This is a genomic window from Thioalkalivibrio sp. ALD1, assembly GCF_000381245.1.
In the GTDB taxonomy this organism is placed as follows: domain Bacteria; phylum Pseudomonadota; class Gammaproteobacteria; order Ectothiorhodospirales; family Ectothiorhodospiraceae; genus Thioalkalivibrio.
Genome location: NZ_KB906241.1, coordinates 187502 through 204552 on the forward strand (window position 1 = coordinate 187502; position 17051 = coordinate 204552).

Annotated in this window: 14 protein-coding genes; 9 read left to right on the forward strand and 5 right to left on the reverse strand. The window is 63.6% G+C overall.

Annotated features, from left to right (window positions below; all coding sequences use genetic code 11):
• Positions 1-12 precede the first annotated feature (12 nt).
• Both prsR and prsT read left to right on the forward strand, forming a co-directional pair.
• A complete protein-coding gene (prsR, locus tag F623_RS0100970; RefSeq protein ID WP_018861165.1) occupies positions 13-1350 on the forward strand; it encodes a PEP-CTERM-box response regulator transcription factor in 1338 nt (445 codons plus the stop codon).
• 34 nt (positions 1351-1384) lie between these two features.
• Positions 1385-4165, forward strand: coding sequence for an XrtA/PEP-CTERM system TPR-repeat protein PrsT (gene prsT / locus F623_RS0100975; RefSeq protein ID WP_018861164.1), 2781 nt, complete (start codon positions 1385-1387; stop codon positions 4163-4165).
• 90 nt (positions 4166-4255) lie between these two features.
• Here prsT and F623_RS0100980 read toward each other — a convergent pair whose 3' ends face one another.
• On the reverse strand, positions 4256-4924 hold the full coding sequence (locus F623_RS0100980) for a class I SAM-dependent methyltransferase (protein ID WP_018868160.1): 669 nt from the start codon (positions 4922-4924) through the stop codon (positions 4256-4258).
• Between the two features lie 229 nt (positions 4925-5153).
• Here F623_RS0100980 and pepA point away from each other — a divergent pair, with 229 nt between their 5' ends.
• Positions 5154-5990, forward strand: coding sequence for a flocculation-associated PEP-CTERM protein PepA (gene pepA, locus F623_RS0100985; protein ID WP_018861162.1), 837 nt, complete (start codon positions 5154-5156; stop codon positions 5988-5990).
• 128 nt (positions 5991-6118) lie between these two features.
• Here pepA and F623_RS0100990 read toward each other — a convergent pair whose 3' ends face one another.
• The 4 genes from F623_RS0100990 to F623_RS0101005 form a co-directional block, all read right to left on the reverse strand.
• A complete protein-coding gene (locus F623_RS0100990; protein WP_018861161.1) occupies positions 6119-6994 on the reverse strand; it encodes a ThiF family adenylyltransferase in 876 nt (291 codons plus the stop codon).
• A gap of 271 nt (positions 6995-7265) precedes the next feature.
• Entirely contained in the window at positions 7266-8036 is a 771-nt protein-coding gene (locus F623_RS0100995; protein WP_018861160.1) for a PEP-CTERM/exosortase system-associated acyltransferase, read from the reverse strand.
• Positions 8026-8844 (reverse strand): acyl-homoserine-lactone synthase, encoded by an 819-nt coding sequence (locus F623_RS0101000; protein WP_026278623.1) that lies wholly within the window; start codon positions 8842-8844, stop codon positions 8026-8028. Before F623_RS0101000 ends, F623_RS0100995 begins: the two co-directional genes overlap by 11 nt.
• 40 nt (positions 8845-8884) lie before the next feature.
• Positions 8885-9478, reverse strand: a complete 594-nt coding sequence (locus tag F623_RS0101005; protein WP_018868158.1) for a PilZ domain-containing protein — start codon at positions 9476-9478, stop codon at positions 8885-8887.
• A gap of 355 nt (positions 9479-9833) precedes the next feature.
• Between F623_RS0101005 and F623_RS0101010 the strand changes: the two genes are divergently transcribed.
• From F623_RS0101010 to F623_RS0101035, 6 genes are all read left to right on the forward strand, one after another.
• Positions 9834-11387, forward strand: a complete 1554-nt coding sequence (locus F623_RS0101010; RefSeq protein ID WP_018861157.1) for an XrtA system polysaccharide chain length determinant — start codon at positions 9834-9836, stop codon at positions 11385-11387.
• Between the two features lie 120 nt (positions 11388-11507).
• Complete coding sequence (locus tag F623_RS0101015; RefSeq protein ID WP_018868157.1) at positions 11508-12398, forward strand: XrtA-associated tyrosine autokinase; 891 nt, start codon at positions 11508-11510, stop codon at positions 12396-12398.
• Between the two features lie 94 nt (positions 12399-12492).
• Positions 12493-13923: a TIGR03016 family PEP-CTERM system-associated outer membrane protein gene (locus F623_RS0101020; protein ID WP_018861155.1), complete on the forward strand. Its 1431-nt coding sequence runs from the start codon at positions 12493-12495 to the stop codon at positions 13921-13923.
• A gap of 2 nt (positions 13924-13925) precedes the next feature.
• Positions 13926-15008, forward strand: a complete 1083-nt coding sequence (locus F623_RS0101025) for an XrtA/PEP-CTERM system-associated ATPase (RefSeq protein ID WP_018868156.1) — start codon at positions 13926-13928, stop codon at positions 15006-15008.
• 17 nt (positions 15009-15025) lie between these two features.
• Positions 15026-15943, forward strand: a complete 918-nt coding sequence (locus F623_RS0101030; protein ID WP_018861153.1) for an XrtA system polysaccharide deacetylase — start codon at positions 15026-15028, stop codon at positions 15941-15943.
• A complete protein-coding gene (locus F623_RS0101035) occupies positions 15927-16997 on the forward strand; it encodes a FemAB family XrtA/PEP-CTERM system-associated protein (RefSeq protein ID WP_018861152.1) in 1071 nt (356 codons plus the stop codon). Before F623_RS0101030 ends, F623_RS0101035 begins: the two co-directional genes overlap by 17 nt.
• Positions 16998-17051 lie beyond the last annotated feature (54 nt).

Below are 17051 nucleotides of genomic sequence, written 5' to 3' on the forward strand. Positions count from 1 at the left end.
TGCGAGGGTTCTATGTTGAAGCTTCTCATCGTTGAAGACGACCAGGGTCTGCGCAGCCAGCTGAGCTGGTGCTTCGAGGGATACGAAATCCTGCAGGCGGAAGACCGGGAAAGCGCCATGACCAGGATACGACGCCACCAGCCGGAACTGGTGACGCTGGACCTGGGATTGCCGCCCGACCCGGCCAACGCCTCCGAGGGTCTGGCGCTGCTGCAGGACATCCTGGCGATGGATCCCGAGACCAAGGTGATCGTCGTGACCGGAAACGATGATCGCGAGAACGCGCTCAAGGCCGTGGCCATGGGCGCCTACGACTACTACATCAAGCCAGTCGAGTCGGACCTCCTGCGGATGATCGTCGATCGCGCCGCGCACCTGTATGAACTCGAGGCGGAAAACCGCCAGCTGGCGCGCAGGCCTGGGGCCTCCCTTAGCGGAGTCATCACCGCCGACCCGGGCATGCTGGATGTCTGTCGGGTTGTAGAGCGTGTCGCGCCCTCCGATGCCACCGTACTGTTGCTGGGCGAGAGCGGCACAGGGAAGGAGGTTCTGGCGCGTGCAGTGCACGACTTGAGCGGTCGCGCGAACGAGCGCTTCGTAGCGATCAACTGCGCCGCGATCCCGGAGAACCTGCTGGAAAGCGAGCTGTTCGGCTACGAGAAAGGTGCCTTCACCGGGGCCTCGCGCCAGACCATCGGCAAGATCGAGCACGCCAACAACGGCACCTTGTTCCTGGACGAGATCGGCGACCTGCCACACAGCCTGCAGGCCAAGCTGCTGCGGTTTCTGCAGGAGCGCAAGGTCGAACGCCTCGGCGGCCGCGCCGAGATCCCGGTCAACGTCCGCATCATCGGCGCCACGAATCAGGATCTGAAGGCACTGATTCAGGAAGGCGAGTTTCGCGAGGACTTGTACTACCGCATCAGCGAGATTTCGGTCTCCATCCCTCCCCTGCGCGAGCGCAAGGGAGACGCAACCCTGCTGGCGCACTATCTGCTCGACCGCTTTACCGAAGATCAGCGGCGACCGCGACGCGGTTTCACGCTGGACGCCACCAACGCGATCGAGGCCTACGACTGGCCAGGCAACGTGCGCGAGATGGAAAACCTGATCCGCCGCGCCGTGATCATGGCCGACGGCCAGATGATTACCGCCAAGGACCTGGGCCTGGAGCCCCCCCATGGCGACGTCCCGGCAGTGCGACTACGCGACATCCGCGAACACGCGGAACACGAAGCCATCCTGAAAGCGATGGCCCGCAGCAAGAACAACATTGCCCAGGCCGCGGATCAACTCGGAATCACGCGGCCCACTCTCTACAGCCTGCTCGACAAATTTGGCCTGAGGTAAACCCGCCATGAAGACTCTCCGTCCTGTACGCCATGTGGTGGGCTCGCCCCGCCGTACCCTTCCACGCCTGGCCCCGCTGCTGATGGCGCTGACCCTCGTCGGTTGCGATGCCCTGGGCACCCCGACCGAGGCCGAACACCGGGAACGTGCCGAGCGCCATATGGAGGCAGGCGAATACGCCGCGGCCACCATCGAGTACCGCAATGCGCTGCAGCACAATCCGGACCCCGAGATGCGCGGCCGCCTGGGGCTCGCGTATCTGCGCGACCAGCAGCCTCAGCCAGCCGTACGCCACCTGCAACGAGCACTGGAATCTGGAGCCGACCCGAACGTTTATGCGCTGCCTCTGGCGCAGCTCCTGTTCACCCTGGGGGGCAGTGGCGCGATCAGCGAGATCCCTGAGGCCGACGACCTGGAAGGCGAAGATGCCGCGCGCCTGCAGGCTTACCGCGCGCTGGCGGCATTCCAGGCCGGGGAGGCCACCACCGGCGCGGAGTACCTGGCGGCGGCAGAGGAAAAACGCGACGACCTGGTGGAGATTCACCTGGCGCGCGCCTACAAGGCCATGTCCGATGGAGACGCCGAGCAGGCGATGAAGATGACCGATGCGGCCCTGGAGGCCGACCCCGAGTTCTCGCCAGCCTGGTCCCTCAAGGGCGACCTGGAACGGGTGCAGGGCGACCCCGAAGCCGCACTCAAGGCATTCGACCGTGCCGTTGAACTGCGTCCGGACGCCATCGCCGAGCGCCTGAAACGAGGGCTCATGCATGTCGAACTGGGGCACTTCGACAAGGCCCGCGAGGACGGCAAGTTTCTCCAGCAAGGCGCCCCGGACAACCCCGGCGGCCACTTCCTGCTGGGCCTGGTCGAGTTCGAGAGCGGCGAGCCTGCGGCGGCTCGCCCCCATCTGGAAGAAACGCTGGCGGTAGCCGGCAACTATCGCCTCGCGATGCCCTATCTGGCGGCCATTCGCCTGGAAGAAGGCAACTGGTCCCAGGCCGAGCGCCTGCTCGAGCGCCACCATGCGCTGGGCCCACCAAGCGCGATGAGCTATCGGCTGCTGGCCCAGTTGCGCATCGAGCAAGGGCGTCCCCAGGAGGCTCGACGCATCCTGGCCGACGCGTTGAGCGAGCGACCCGATCTGGTCGAGGCCCTGGGGGACCAGCTGGCCGCGCTCTACATCGGCGAGGGGGACACCGAAAGCGGGATCGAAATCCTGCGCGAGGCACTGGCCAACCGTGCCGACCGGCCGGAACTGCAGGAGATGCTGGGGATTGCCCTCGTACGGCACGGGGATCACGAACAGGGGATGGAACTCCTGCAACGTGTCGCCATCGAGAGCACCGATGTACGGCTGGCCGACTACTCGGTTGCCCTGGCCCATATTCGGGACGGGCAGTACGACAAGGCGCTCGAGGCAACCGAACGCCTGCGCGAAAAGGACCCGGAAAACCCACAGGGATACAACCTGATGGGGGCAGCCCTGCTGGGCCTCGGCGAAATCCACGAAGCACGTCTGGTCTATCAGGAAGGTCTGTCGCTCCATCCGGACAACAGTCCCCTGGCCCTGAATCTGAGCTCGCTTGAGGTACGCCAGGGCAACCTGGACACCGCCCGCGAGATTCTCGAGGACCTGCAGGAACGCGAGCCCGGGCACCCCACCTCGGCCATCCGGCTGGCAACGCTGCACTTTCAGCAGGGCGAGATGGAGGCCGGCAAGCGCTGGCTGCAAAGCGCGATCGAGGAACACCCTGACCGGATCGAACCCTACCTGATGCTGGCCCGCGCGCAGAACCAGCAGGAGGATTATTCAGCCGCCCGCTCCACCCTGGAGAAGGCGCGCGCACACCACCCCAACGACACGCGCGTACTCGGTCTGCTGGTCGACTTGCAGGAACGCGAACGGGATTTCGCGGGCGCGGCGGAAGTGCTCGCACATCTGGCCGTGCTGCGGCCGGAGGCCGCGGAAGTACGTTTCCGGCTGGCACGTAACCTCGCCGCCCTGGGCGAGACCGAGCAGGCCGTCACGGCCCTGCGCGAGACGTTGTCGATCGACTCCAGCCACATGAGTGCGCGCATGGTGCTGACCCGACACCTCAGCCTGGCCGGCGAGATAGACGAGGCACGCAGCGTCTTCGAGCCTGTCGCGGAGCGTGCCCCCGAGGCGGCCCAGGTCATCGCGCAACAGGCATGGTTCGACGCACAAGCCGGTGAACTTGAACAGGCGATCGAGGGCTATGAACGCGCACTCGAACGCGAAGTCCGGCGCGACTGGCTGGTGGAGAAATACCAGGTGCAGCAACGGGCCGGGCAGACCGAGGCGGCAATCGAGACCCTCCAGGGCTGGCTGCAGGATCACCCCGAAGATACGGCCGCACGACACCTGCTCGGTTCTGCGCAAATCAACTCGGGACGGGAGCCCGAGGCACTGGACACCTACGAAACCTTGCTGGAACAACGCCCCAACGATGTCATCGCGCTGAACAATGCGGCGTGGCTGGCCCGAGAGTCCGATAATCGCCGCGCCCGCGAGTACGCCCAGCGGGCCGTCGAGCTGGCCCCGGACCAACCCGCCGTTCTCGACACTCTGGGGGTAGTACTGCTGGAGGGTGGTGATACCGAAAGCGCCCTGGAGACCCTGCGACGGGCGTATCGGATGAGCCCACAGGCACCGGATATCGGGTTCCATCTGGCGCAGGCCTACCAGGCCAGCGGCGAAACCGAACAGGCGCGCGCCCTGCTGACGGAGCTACTGGACGCCCACGAGGACTTCCCGGAACGCGAGCAGGCCCAGTCGCTGCACGAGTCGCTGTAAAGCCGGAACAGCAAGAACGACATACCGAGCGAAAGCCCACGTTCGCGTGGGCTTTCGCTTTTCCAGCCAGCGATGAAATCGACGCCGGGGCTACTGCGGTCGCTTTAACAGCAGGTTGTAGCAGTTGCCCGAGATCGAGGAGTCGACCACCTGGAATCCGGCACTGGTGAACCGGCTCAGGATATCCCTTGCCTCGTACGGCGTGTGCAGGATGCCCTTGCGCATGCCCCAGCGATTGATGCGTTCGGCAATGACCTTCAGCGGCTGGGGCGTGCGTGGATACAGCAATACGTTCGCGGCCAGCGTACCCCCGGGCTTGAGCACCCGAAGGGCCTCGTGGATGGCGCCATCCACATCCGGAAAGCAGTGCACGGAGTTGGCGATGTTGGCCGTATCGAACTCGCCGTCGGCGAACGGCAGCTCCGCGGCGTCGGCGTGTTTGACAGTCACGTGCTCGTCCTTTGCGAAACGATGACGCGCGCCCGCCAGCATGGACTCGGCGTAATCCACACCGACCACCTCGCTCTCCGGCAGCTTCCGCCGCCAGCGCCACTTGATCGCCATTTCCAGCAGCGTCCCCGTGCCACAGCCGATCTCCAGGTGCCGGGCCCCCATGTTTCGGCCAAAAAACCGGACCTGGGCGCCCAGCGTGCTGTTGTAGGCAAAAGTGAGGATCAGGAAGCCGCGAGCGTCGTACCACCACGGTGGCGATTTGTAGGCCTCGGCAATCTCGTCTCGGGTCTTGGCGCGCTTGGACATGAGCATCTCCTTAACGACTCAAGCGCCTCGTTGCCCGGCTGTCCGGTTTTTTTACACGGGCCTTTCTCGAGTCAGCACAAAAAACAAAAAATACCAAATTTATCCGTTAGTTATATCGATTGGCACGCAGCCTGCTTTACTTCGAGTGCAGGACAGGAAGGCTAGCAAGCCAAAGTGAAAGCAAACGCAATTTCAAACACGTAGACACTAACAGGTGGAGGATTTCAACATGGAAAGGTTCAAGCAAACAGCGCTGGGCGCGGTACTGGCAGTTGCCAGCCTGGGGCTTGCAGGTACCGCCCACGCCGGCGTCTTTACCATTGATGATTCGCAGCTTGGGCTGACGAACATCCCGGTAGGTGAGCGTCAGGTCGACCGTATTACCGGTGGCTATGAGGAACTGCTGACCCTCGATGCCGACGGCTCCTTCGATGCGGCGGCCTACTGGAACGTCGGTCAGTACTTCCTTGGAGGCACGTCAGTAAGCAACCGGCTGGGTTCCTCGGGAGACGATGCCGATCTGTTCTACGGCCTGTATGCCGTGTTCGAGTCCTCGGGCAACTACAACGCAGCCACAGGTGAGTTCACCGGGGCAAGCGGCTCGATCGCGCTCTATCTGGACCCGAACCTGGATACCTCCTTCGGGTTCAACTCGAACGATGCCGCAGACGGTGTCGCCCTTGGCAACACGGGTGATGACATCCTTGTCGGCTGGTCCGACGTGTTCGAACGGGGCGCGGGTTCCTTCGATCCCGATTCGGACGATATCGGCAGCTTCGCGCTGATCTTCAACGAATGGATGCTTTCGGACGACGGCAAGCAATTCTTCACCAGTCCGGAGCCGTTCTACATGAACGTTCGTGTAACCGGCCAGTTCGACTTCATCGAAGGCTTCGAGGAAGTCGACCAGCGCACCACCTTCGAGGTGGTCGGCTCGGCCGACGCCCGCTGGTCCGAACGGCAGGAAGTGCCGGAACCGGCCATGCTGCTTCTGCTGGGAACCGGGCTGGTACTGCTCGGCTTCGTCGCCACGCGACGCCGCCGCGAGACCGGTCTGGAAGCCTAGCAGCCCTTGTGGTTGGGCCTTCTGCTCCCCCCTGGGTGGAAGTCCTCTCCCGGCCCCTCGTCTTCGGACGAGGGGTTTTTTTGTGTCTGGACCATGCACTACAACAAGAACGACCGGACAGAAGCTTTCTAGACCTTTGCCCGGAGGTGCGCCATCCGGCGACGCCCGATCGCCAGAAACAGTTGCTGCAGGGGATTGCGATTGCCGCCAGGGCGCCAGGTGCGGGCGAGGCGCTGGCGATAGGCATCGAAGTGGACTCCATGCGGCGCCCAGGCGACGCGACCCCGCCCCAGCAGGATCTTCAGGGCCTCGGTGCCCATAACTCCGGCACACAGTTCACAGGCCATCACGGTCGACGGGCCATGCCGGGCCGCCAGGTCAACGGCCGCGGGATCGGCCAGGTACCCCATCTGCATCATCGAAGGGGCCAGCCCCATCATGAAACGCAGGGCCAGCTCCTCGTCGGGCAACCCATCGCGCAGATCGAAGTAATCATCGAACGACAACCCGCCGGGGCGGAAATTCAGCAAGGCCGCCCCCATGCCAAGCGGGGCAACGGTGATCGCAGGGATGCCCCGGTCGGCAGATGCGGCGAAGACCTCGCGGCGCGCCTGAAACACGAAAAAGTCGAGCCCGTCGACGTACAGATCGACGTCCTGCAGGAAGGCATCCAGATTGTGGCGGTCAATGCCTTCCGGGAATGTGGTGATCTCGAGTTCCGGATTGATGTCCAGCGCCATCTCGCGCAGGACCTCGACCTTGGGCCTGCCCAGGCGAGACATACCCGCCCCCGCCTGACGGTTCAGGTTGTGCAACTCGAAGGAGTCGAAATCTGCGATATGAAACCGGCCGATCCCGAGACGAGCCAGCGTCAGCAGGTGGGCCCCGCCAACACCGCCGAGGCCGGCAATGGCCACCCGTGAGCCACGCAGGCGCTCCAGCTCGGGCCAGGTGACCCAGCCGTGAGTGCGTCGAAAGGCCGTGTGATAGTCGAACTCAGGCATCAGGCCGCCCCCGGGAACGCCATTCAGTGTACACGTTCACGGCTTCGTCGCGATTGCGAACGAACAAGGCGCAGTGGCTGGCCAAGCCGGTTTCCGTTGAATGGCTCCGGGGTTGATGTCCGCCCTGCTTCGGTCCTGCGTTGCACGCCGAGTCAATCCATAGCGGCCAAACAGAACCCGCTACCCGCTGCGCAGTGTGCGTAAGCTCCGGGCGCGCTCGTCTGGAAAGACAGGAACGGCCTACGCGGGCATGCGCCTTGATCGGCGTTGGTTAAGCAGCCGCATCCCAGAGAGAGTCGGAGGGATGGGGATCGGAGAGGTTCACATAGGAGTGCGCATAGAGCTGGCTCATCGACGGCGAACGGTGAATCCCGGCCAGGGCCGTGAGCAGACTGATATGAAACGGCGCGCGGCGACCATGGTAATTCTGGACCGTGCCGATTTGCTTGACCTTCAGCCCATGGCGACGAAGGATTCGCGCCAGCGATGGCTCCATCATGGCAAAGGCATGCGAACGGCCCTGGATCTCCATCATCGCGACCGCACTCATGAACAGGCTCAACGCCAGTAGCGGGAAGGTGCGCGCCTGTTCCAAGGGCACATTCAACAGGTGAAGGTCCCCCACCGGGGTGACCGATTCACCCAGACGTCGCCGGAACAGGCCATTGACCGCCAGCCGGGAAACCTCGCATATGTCGCCCCGCTCCATCCGGTCCGGACGATACTCGGTCTCGTAAAAACTGTTCTGGCAATGCCGTTCCATCGGCAGTTCTTGCAACTTCCGGCGGGCGTCGTCGACATGCACCACGCGGACACAGCCCGCGCTGGTACCGCTCACCACATGTTGCAGCAGGCAGTGTGTCGACTGGGCGTCATATTCGTCGATCTCGCGCTCGTCAGGGCAGTCTTCCTCGGATTCGTAACCGAACTCGCGGCAGTAGACCTCGTAGCGCAGCCGGTAAACGGCTTCCATCTGCTCCTCATCCGGCTGCACCAGAGAGAAGTAGCGACAAAAGGCCGTAATGAGCGGGTCATCCTGCACAGGGCACTTCCATAGCCCCAGGGGCGCGATACGGACGCCTGCGCCAGCAACGCTTGTAAACCGGTTTCGCACGGCTGGAGAACGGCGGATTCCCGGCAAACTCTGCATAGTGGGAGTGCTCCGATGCATCGCCCAGTCCCAGACGGCGGCGCCAGGCAGAAAGGGCTACCCCCGACTCGTCGGTGGGCGCCCGGAACGGCAAACGCACCCCCCGGTGATCACACTTCTCGCCACACAATTCAATCGGGATGTGGTGGCGCTGGAGCAGCCGTGCAAGTGCCGGCCGAATCATGAACAACAAAAAATCATAGCCATGATTCCTGGCATACGACTGGGCAGCCTGGCAAAGGTGATACAACAGGAGCGGCGAACCACGGTCCGGAGCGCCACGGGCAATCAGGCGGGAGACCTCGAGCACCCGCGGGGATTCGGCCTGCGGCCTGGCGAAGGCATCCGGAAACAGATGCCCGGTGGCGATCGTAGGGAGCGGCATCGTGTCCGGCCGGATCAGGCGCATGGCGCCGACCCAGCGACCACCTGCGTACAGTCCTCCCAGACGTACCAGAAAATGTGCGGCGTGCTCGTCATAGATATCGCGTTCGAAGCCCCCCGGATACTGTTCGGCCGCTTCGAAGCCTGTTTCCAGGCAATACACCGCATAGCGCATGCGGTAGTGAATGTGGCGCGCCCGCGCACCCGTCGCGAGATACACCTGATAGGACGGGGAGGCCTCGCCCGACGGGCAAAGTTCTGAAGTGGGGCATCCAGTCTCGACGCCGGCATGTGTGTACAAACGTTCGTCCTCCATTGCGCATTTGAGTAACAAGGTCGGCCGGGGAGACACGGGTTCAGGCCGTCGTGTTGATGCGGTGACCGGGACCACTGCGCCTGAGGAACCGAAGACCCAGGCCAACCCGGCGATCGGATACCACAACGGCATCGAAGGTCCCGGCGGTGGGAATCAGCAGCTGCAGGGCGGTATCGGGCGACAGGTACGGAAATGGTCTGACCAGTGCAATCCGCGCACCCCCCCTTGACAGGTCGATCAGACGACACTTGTGCCACTCCTTTCGTATACCGATCTCCGTCAAAAGATTGACCGCGTATCGTGGCCAGCAGCGTTGGTCAGGCCTGTTGGGTGACTTGCGCCCGTACCGCCAGGCAAACGCAGCGGACCAGTGCCTTGGCTCCAGCGAACAGGCATAGAGATCGGCCTGATCCGGATCCGTTATGGGGGGTTCTCCCAGCCGTTCGATGACTGCCGCCACCACTTGTCCGGCCCAAGACTCGTATTCCTCGTCATTCGCGCTGAACCGGTGAAGCTGCTGGTAGATGTCGTTCATCAAGTCGAGCCTCTCGCCCCAGCTGCGCTTGAGCATGGCGGGATGCCAAAAATCCGCGAGATTCTGCGCGAGGCTTTTCTGGCTTAGATCGTCGTCCATTTGAGAATCTCTCCCATCCAGCCACTCCCCCTCGCGGCCGGTTTCGATCCTAATCGAACAAACCCCAGCAAACTGCGTACCAGTTAACGTAACCCCCTGATCCGTTAAAAAACCACGAAAATTTATTAGAAAACTCAGCAATGAAATCTTCTGAGGTGTAAACATTCTCGACACGTGTAGACAAGCCGAAATAAACCATCTTCAATAGCCCTAGACGTCTCCCGGGTGGGGGCCAAGGAAAGCGGTTAAAACCGCTGTCCAGGCACCCTCTTTACCCGGCCGAGTGTTACTCCGTTTGAAAGACCCAGCGGGCGTCAAGATAAGCGTCAATGGGTTTAACAGGGGGCTACGAAAGATGGAAAAAGTTGTTCAGGATTTCGTACAGCGGGCGCGTGCCACCTGGCGCCGTCGCTGGTGGATTCTTCCGATCGCCTGGGTGGTGTGCCTAGGCGGATGGGCTTACATCCAGAGCCTCCCTGACACCTATCAGGCCGATGCCCAGGTGTTTGTAAACACCCAATCCGTTCTCAATCCCCTGCTGCGCGGAATGACCGTGCGCCCGGATACGGAAGAACGGCTGCGCATGGTGACGCGCACCCTGCTCAGTCGCGACAACCTGGAGACCATCGCCCAGCAAAGCGACCTGGACGTGTACATGGGGGGCTCCAACCTCGACGCGCAAGTCAATCTGCTGCGCAGCAGGCTGTCCCTTGATGGTGAGCGGCGCGAAAACATCTACACCGTGCGTTTTCGGCACAGCAACCCGGAAGTCGCCGAGCGTGTCGTACGCGAGACGGTAAATCTGTTCATGGAGCGCGGACTGGGCGATTCACGGCTCGATCTGAGCACTTCGCAGCGTTTTATCGAACGTCAGATCGAGACCTACGAGCGTCAGTTGCGAAGCAAGGAAGCCGAGATCGAGGACTTCAAGCGGCAGAACGCGCGCTTTATCAGCGGCGACGGCAACTTCTACTCGCGTCTGGAACGTACCCGCGATCAGGTGGCGCAGGCGGAACTGCAACTGCGCGAAGCGCACAGCCGTCTGGCCGCATTGCAACGCCGCGCCGAGGAGAACCGATCGGGCGGAGGCACGGTGAGAGCGCAATACCGCAACCCGGAACTGGACCGGCGGATCAACGACCTGCAGGAAAACATCGATTCCATGCGGCATCGGTATACCGACGACCACCCGGACATCGTCGCCGCACGGCGCATCCTGTCCGAGCTGGAAGAACGCCGTTCACGCGAAGCCGCCGAACATGCCCGCAACCCGTCGATGGTACCCATCGCCGGCGGCGGAAACGACGCCCTGCAAGCCGCGATTACCGATACCGAAAGTGAAATCGCGATGCTCGAGACCCGCATCGAGGAGTTCCAGGCGCGTGTCGCGCGACTGGAACAGGACGTCGATCGGGCACCAGCCGTGGAGTCCGAACTCACCGCCCTGACGCGCAATTATGACGTCCTTCGCGATTCCTATCGTCAGCTCCAGAGCCGGCGCGAGCAGGCGATCATGTCGGGTGCGGTGGAGTCGGAGACCGACTCGGTCGATTTCCGCGTGCTCGAGCCACCGCGCCGACCGGCCGCGCCCTCCGCACCCGACCGTCCGCTGCTGGCCACCGGCATTCTGCTGGTCGGGCTGGGCGCAGGCACCGGGTTCGCCTTCCTGCTTTCGCAATTACGGCGGACGATCAGTAATCGCCGGCAGCTCGCGGAAATCGCCGGGCGCCCGGTGCTGGGCACGGTATCCCCCGTGCGCACTCCGCAGACACGGCGCCGTCGCAGACTGGAACTGTCGGCCTTCACGATGGCCCTGGCGACACTCCTTCTGGTGTACGCGGTGGTAATGGCCCTTTACCTCACCGGGTCGGCCGGTGTTCTCGACGAACTTCTGAGCCTGCTGCGATGAGCAGCCACGACGCCGGCCCGGCACTGCATGCGGGGCATCGGGGAGTGGGATGCATTTGTTCCATGGAGGCGCCGGTCCTGCGGACCGGGACCGGCGCACGGCAAGGGGAGCCAGACAAACATGAGCATCATTGAAAAAGCCCTGGACAAGAACCGATCGGCGCCCTTGCGTCCCTCGCCCGCCGGAGCTCAACCCGAACACCCGGACCAGGACGCGGGCAGCCCCGCCACCCCGACACCCGCGCACGGCGAACACCCGGTATCGGCGCGTATCGATTTTGGACACCTGCGACGGCAGGGACTGATCGTGCCCGGCGACCAGCGTTCCAATCTGGCCGAAGAGATTCGGATGATGAAACGGCCACTGCTGAACAACGCGTTCGGGCGTCATTCGGCCATGCGGATTCCTCGCGGCCGGCTGATCATGATGACCAGTGCGCTACCCCGCGAGGGCAAGACCTTTCTGGCCACCAACCTGGCGATCAGCATGGCCATGGAGATCGATCGCACGGTGTTGCTGGTGGATGCCGACGTGGCCCACCCATCGATCCCCAGGGTCCTCGGATTCGAGGCCGATCGCGGGCTGATGGATGTCCTCACCGACCCGGATCTGACCATCCCCGATGTCCTTCTGCGGACCAGCATCGAGAACCTCAGCGTACTGCCCGCCGGTCGCCCGCACGGTCGGTCCACCGAGATCCTGGCCAGCGATGCCATGCGGACATTGCTCGATGAACTCCACGATCGCTATCAGGACCGCATCATCCTCTTCGACTCCCCGCCGCTGCTGGCCACCAGTGAACCGGGTGTGCTGGCTGCCGGGATGGGGCAGGTCGTGATGGTGGTCGACGCCGACCGCACGCCGGCCGCCTCGGTGGAAAACGCGATGCAGCAGCTTGCTGGCTGCGACGTGGTGCTGACCGCGCTCAACCGGGCGCCCTCCACTCCGGGCTTTGGCGATGGCGGCTACTACCACGACCGCCCGTATGGAGAGGTGAGTCATGAGCACTAACCAGGGATGGGTACATTCTGCGACTGCGAAAGGGACCTCGATACAGCGGCGAGGCCGTGCCGTTTGCCTTCTGGCCGCACTGGGCGGGAGTTCGATGGCACTGCCCACCACGGCCCTGGCGACCGGATGGGATTTTACGCCACGGGTAACCGTGGGGGCGGAGGTCACCGACAACGTCCGCCTGGCGCCGCGGGGACAGGAAGATGCCGACCTGATCGGGCATGCACGCCCGGGTTTTACCCTGCGCCGGGACGGCGTACGCAATGACACCCGAGTGGATTATCAGCTCAACCACCGCAGGCACCTGTCCGAGTCGAGCGAAGACCGCACGACGCACATGCTGCGCGCTCACAACCAGACCGAAGTCATACAGGACACGTTCTTCGTCGATGTGACCGCCTCGCGCCGGGAACAGGCCACCTCGCTGCTGGATCCGGTCGGCGTTGGCGGCAGCACCCCGCGCCGCAACATCGAAGAGACCTCTTATTACAGCGTGTCGCCCAACCTGCAAAACGAGTTCGGCACCTTTGCCCGCCAGGACATTCGCTACACCTACGACGAACGGCATTACCACCGAAGCAACCGCGCCAGCAGCACCGGCAACCGGGCCGAGTACACCCTGGACAGCGGTCCGCTGTTCGATCAGGTGTTCTGGCAGCTGGCGGGCTTCTACGACCGGCTGAAGTACGAGGACGGTCTGGAGGGCGAGTTCAGCGAGATCAGCGCGACTCTGGGTTACCACATCGGGCGCACCGTGCGCGTATTCGGAGTCGTGGGCGAGGAATTCAACGATTACGAAACCCTGCGCGACGAGAACGACGGCAGCTTCTGGGAAGTGGGTGTGGGCTGGACCCCGACGCCAGTGACTTCGGTCGAGGCCCGCTATGGCGAGCGCTTTTTCGGCAAGACACGCGCCCTCAGCGCGACGCATCGCAGTCGCCGCCACAGCTACGGGATCAGCTACACCGAAGGCATTACCTCGACCCGCGATCGTCGCGAATTCCAGTTCAACCAACTGGCGGCACTCGAGGGGATGACCATCGATGAACTCTTTGACCAGTACACACTGGAGGAGATCGCCTTTCTGTTGAACAACCCGATCATCACGCAGGAGGCGCTCGTCCAGGGCTTCTACCTGACGCGCAGCGTGCGCGCGAACTGGCGTTACGACACCGGTCGCAGTGTGGTCGGAGTTACCGGCTACCAGACCCGACGCGAGGCGGAATTTCAGGTCGGAGAAGGGCTGTTCGAGGACGACCACCGACGCACCGGCGTGATTGCGTTCTGGGAGCTGACGCTGGGACCGCGCACCACCACGGAGCTGAGCTCCGGGATCTCGCGCACGGAGTTTCTTGGCAGCGACCGCGAAGACGACTTTTTCTATTTCCGCGCCAGCCTGAACCGCCAGTTCGCCCCCGACCTGCGGGGCAGTCTGGCGTACCGCTACCAGCAGCGGGATTCGAACAGCCGGGTCAACGAATACCGGGAGAACTCGATTCTCGCGCTGATCACTAAGGAGTTCTGAGCATGTACGAGAACTTCTATGGGCTGCAGGGCAAACCATTCGCCCTGAGCCCGGACCCGAAATTCTTCTACGCCAGCAAGGGCCATCGCCGTGCCATGGCCTACCTCGAATACGGCGTGCAGCAGGAAGAGGGATTCATCGTCATCACCGGCGAGGTCGGGGCCGGCAAGACGACTCTGGTGCGCAGTCTGTTCGAGACACTCGGCACCAAGCGGGTACTCGCGGCACAACTGGTCAGCACCCAGCTCGATGCCGAGAACCTGCTGCGTTCGGTGTGTCTGGCCTTCGGCCTGGAAGGAACCGGCGACGACAAGGCCAGCCAGCTGCGCCACATGGAACGCTTCCTGCTGAACACGCGTTCACGGGGGCAGCGGGCGCTGCTGGTGGTGGACGAGGCGCAGAACCTGAGCATGGATGCAGTGGAAGAGCTGCGGATGCTGTCCAATTTTCAGGGCATTGACGGGCCGCTGCTGCAGAGCTTCCTGCTGGGCCAGCCGGAGTTTCGCGACATCCTTCGCAGCGAAAACATGCAGCAGCTGCGCCAGCGGGTGATCGCCACCTATCACCTGGGCCCGATGGACGAGGGCGATACCCGCGCCTACGTCGAACACCGCCTGTCGCGCGTGGGATGGGAGGGAACGCCCCACTTCGCCACCGATATCTGGCCTGTGATTCACGAGTTCACCGGCGGCATCCCGCGCAAGGTGAACACCCTGTGCGACCGCCTGTTGCTGATGGGCTATCTCGAGGAGCGCTACGACCTCGACGCCGACGAAGCACACCGGGTGATCGAAGAGATCGAGGAAGACTTCGGTAGGGAAGAAGCCGCCGCAACAGGACCGAACGGGGCCGCCACCGGGGCCGCCACCGGGGCCCTCAATGGTGCTGTCGATCCCGACCGAGCCGTTGCCAACGAACTGACCCTGATTCGCCTGGAAGACAGCTTCGAGGTCATGGAAAAACGCCTGGACCGGATCGAACACGCCCTGGCGATCAGCTTCCGGCAGTCCCAGCGCATCCTCGACACGCTGGACTCGCTGAACAAGTTCTCGGACCTCAATCACAAGGAGGTCGCCCGGCACTAGTGCCCGGGGAATCCGCCATGTCGTCCGCGCAGCCTCCCGTATCCAATGCCCTGACCGTCGATGTAGAAGACTACTTTCAGGTCTCGGCGCTGGCGCCGCATTTCCCGAGGCATTGCTGGGAGAACCAGGAGTGCCGTGTGGAATACAACCTCGAGCGGATCCTGGCGCTGTTCGATCATCACCAGGTGCGCGCGACCTTCTTTACCCTTGGCTGGATCGCCGAGCGCTACCCGCAGGCGGTTCGCCGGATCGTCGACGCCGGACACGAGCTGGCCAGCCACGGATACGGCCACCAGCGGGTGACCGAGCTGGGGCCCCAGACGTTTCGCGAAGACGTGGTCCGCGCCAAGGCCATCCTGGAGGACATCGCCGGAGTCGAGGTGCGTGGCTACCGCGCCCCCAGCTTCTCGATCGGCGAGGACAACCTCTGGGCACTCGACCTGCTGGCCGAGACGGGACACACCTACAGTTCGAGCATCTATCCGGTGCAGCACGACCACTACGGCACGCCGACCGCGCCGCGCCACCCCTACCGTCCGCGGGGGCCCCAAGGCGTGCTGGAACTCCCACCGGCCACCCTGCGCGTGGCCGGCCGCAATCTGCCGGCGGCCGGAGGTGGCTACTTTCGGCTGTTGCCGTATGCCGTCTCGCGGCAGGCATTGCGGAGGATCAACACCCGGGACGGGCTGTCCGGGGTGTTCTACTTCCACCCCTGGGAGATCGACCCGGGGCAGCCGCGTATCCCCGGGGTCAGTGTCAAGACCCGCTTTCGTCACTACCTCAACCTGGGACGAACGGAGCAACGGCTGCAACGGCTGCTGCAGGACTTCCGCTGGGATCGCATGGATCAAGTCTTTGCCCATCTGCTCGCCCGCCCGACGCCGGCGCCAGCACCAACCCCAACGACAGCGAAAAGCCATGCTCAAGTCCACTGACCAGCATCCCACGGTGGCGCCCGCATCCACGATTCGGGTCCAGGAACTCGGACCCGCCGATGTGGCGCGTTGGGACGCCTTCGTCGAGACCTGTCCGGTGGCGACGTTCTTCCACCGAGCGGGCTGGCAGACGGTGATCGAACGGGCCTTCGGACACTCGACGCACTTCCTGTTTGCCGAGGGCCCGAACGGGATCGAAGGGGTCCTGCCCCTGGCGCGCGTACGCAGTCTGTTTTTCGGCCATTCCCTGGTTTCGCTGCCCTTCTGCGTGTATGGCGGCATCGCCGCACGTACGGAAGAGGCATTCTTGGCCCTGGACAACCGGGCCCGGGAGCTCGCGCGGCAGTACAAGGTGGATTATCTCGAGTACCGCCATATGGCGCCCTACCACCCGGATCGGCCGACCAAGCACCTGTATGTGACCTTTCGCAAGGAGATGGCGAAAGAGGTCGAAGAGAACCTGGAGGCGATACCGCGCAAACAGCGGCGCATGGTGCGCAAGGGCATCAAGGCCGGCCTGGTCAGCGAGATCGACCAGGACATCGATCGCTTCTTCCCGATCTATGCGGCCAACGTGCACCGCATGGGGACGCCCGTGTTCAGCCGGCGCTACTTCCGCATCCTGCGCACCGTGTTCGGCGACGACTGCCAGATTCTCACGATCACCGACGCGGGGACCCCTGTGGCCAGCGTGCTCAACTTCTACTTCCGCGACCAGGTCCTGCCCTACTACGGCGGCGGCACACCGCGCGCCCGCGAGGTGGCCGGGTATGACTTCATGTACTGGGAGGTGATGCGGCGAGCCTGCGAGTCGGGGCGGCGCATCTTCGATTTTGGCCGCAGCAAGCGCGATACCGGGTCGTTCAGCTTCAAGAAGAACTGGGGCTTCGAACCGCAGCCCCTGTACTACGAGTACGACCTGGTGCGTGCCCGGGCCATGCCCGACGTGAACCCGCTCAACCCGAAGTACCGCTACTTCATCCAGGCGTGGCAGCGACTGCCGTTGGGCGTGGCCAACCGCGTGGGGCCCTGGCTGTCCCGCAATCTCGGGTAGTGCTCGTGATCGTTAGTCAACACCCCAGCACACCCGGGGAAGGGTCGCACTGGG

What these genes read in the sequence shown, in the direction of transcription:
- pepA (WP_018861162.1), top strand. Translation starts at nt 5,154, where the DNA reads ATGGAAAGGTTCAAGCAAACAGCGCTGGGCGCGGTACTGGCAGTTGCC.
- prsR (WP_018861165.1), top strand. Translation starts at nt 13, where the DNA reads ATGTTGAAGCTTCTCATCGTTGAAGACGACCAGGGTCTGCGCAGCCAG.
- F623_RS0101020 (WP_018861155.1), top strand. Translation starts at nt 12,493, where the DNA reads ATGGCACTGCCCACCACGGCCCTGGCGACCGGATGGGATTTTACGCCA.
- F623_RS0101025 (WP_018868156.1), top strand. Translation starts at nt 13,926, where the DNA reads ATGTACGAGAACTTCTATGGGCTGCAGGGCAAACCATTCGCCCTGAGC.
- F623_RS0101030 (WP_018861153.1), top strand. Translation starts at nt 15,026, where the DNA reads ATGTCGTCCGCGCAGCCTCCCGTATCCAATGCCCTGACCGTCGATGTA.
- F623_RS0100980 (WP_018868160.1), bottom strand. Translation starts at nt 4,924, where the DNA reads ATGTCCAAGCGCGCCAAGACCCGAGACGAGATTGCCGAGGCCTACAAA.
- F623_RS0101010 (WP_018861157.1), top strand. Translation starts at nt 9,834, where the DNA reads ATGGAAAAAGTTGTTCAGGATTTCGTACAGCGGGCGCGTGCCACCTGG.
- F623_RS0100990 (WP_018861161.1), bottom strand. Translation starts at nt 6,994, where the DNA reads ATGCCTGAGTTCGACTATCACACGGCCTTTCGACGCACTCACGGCTGG.
- F623_RS0101035 (WP_018861152.1), top strand. Translation starts at nt 15,927, where the DNA reads ATGCTCAAGTCCACTGACCAGCATCCCACGGTGGCGCCCGCATCCACG.
- F623_RS0101005 (WP_018868158.1), bottom strand. Translation starts at nt 9,478, where the DNA reads ATGGACGACGATCTAAGCCAGAAAAGCCTCGCGCAGAATCTCGCGGAT.
- F623_RS0101015 (WP_018868157.1), top strand. Translation starts at nt 11,508, where the DNA reads ATGAGCATCATTGAAAAAGCCCTGGACAAGAACCGATCGGCGCCCTTG.
- F623_RS0101000 (WP_026278623.1), bottom strand. Translation starts at nt 8,844, where the DNA reads ATGGAGGACGAACGTTTGTACACACATGCCGGCGTCGAGACTGGATGC.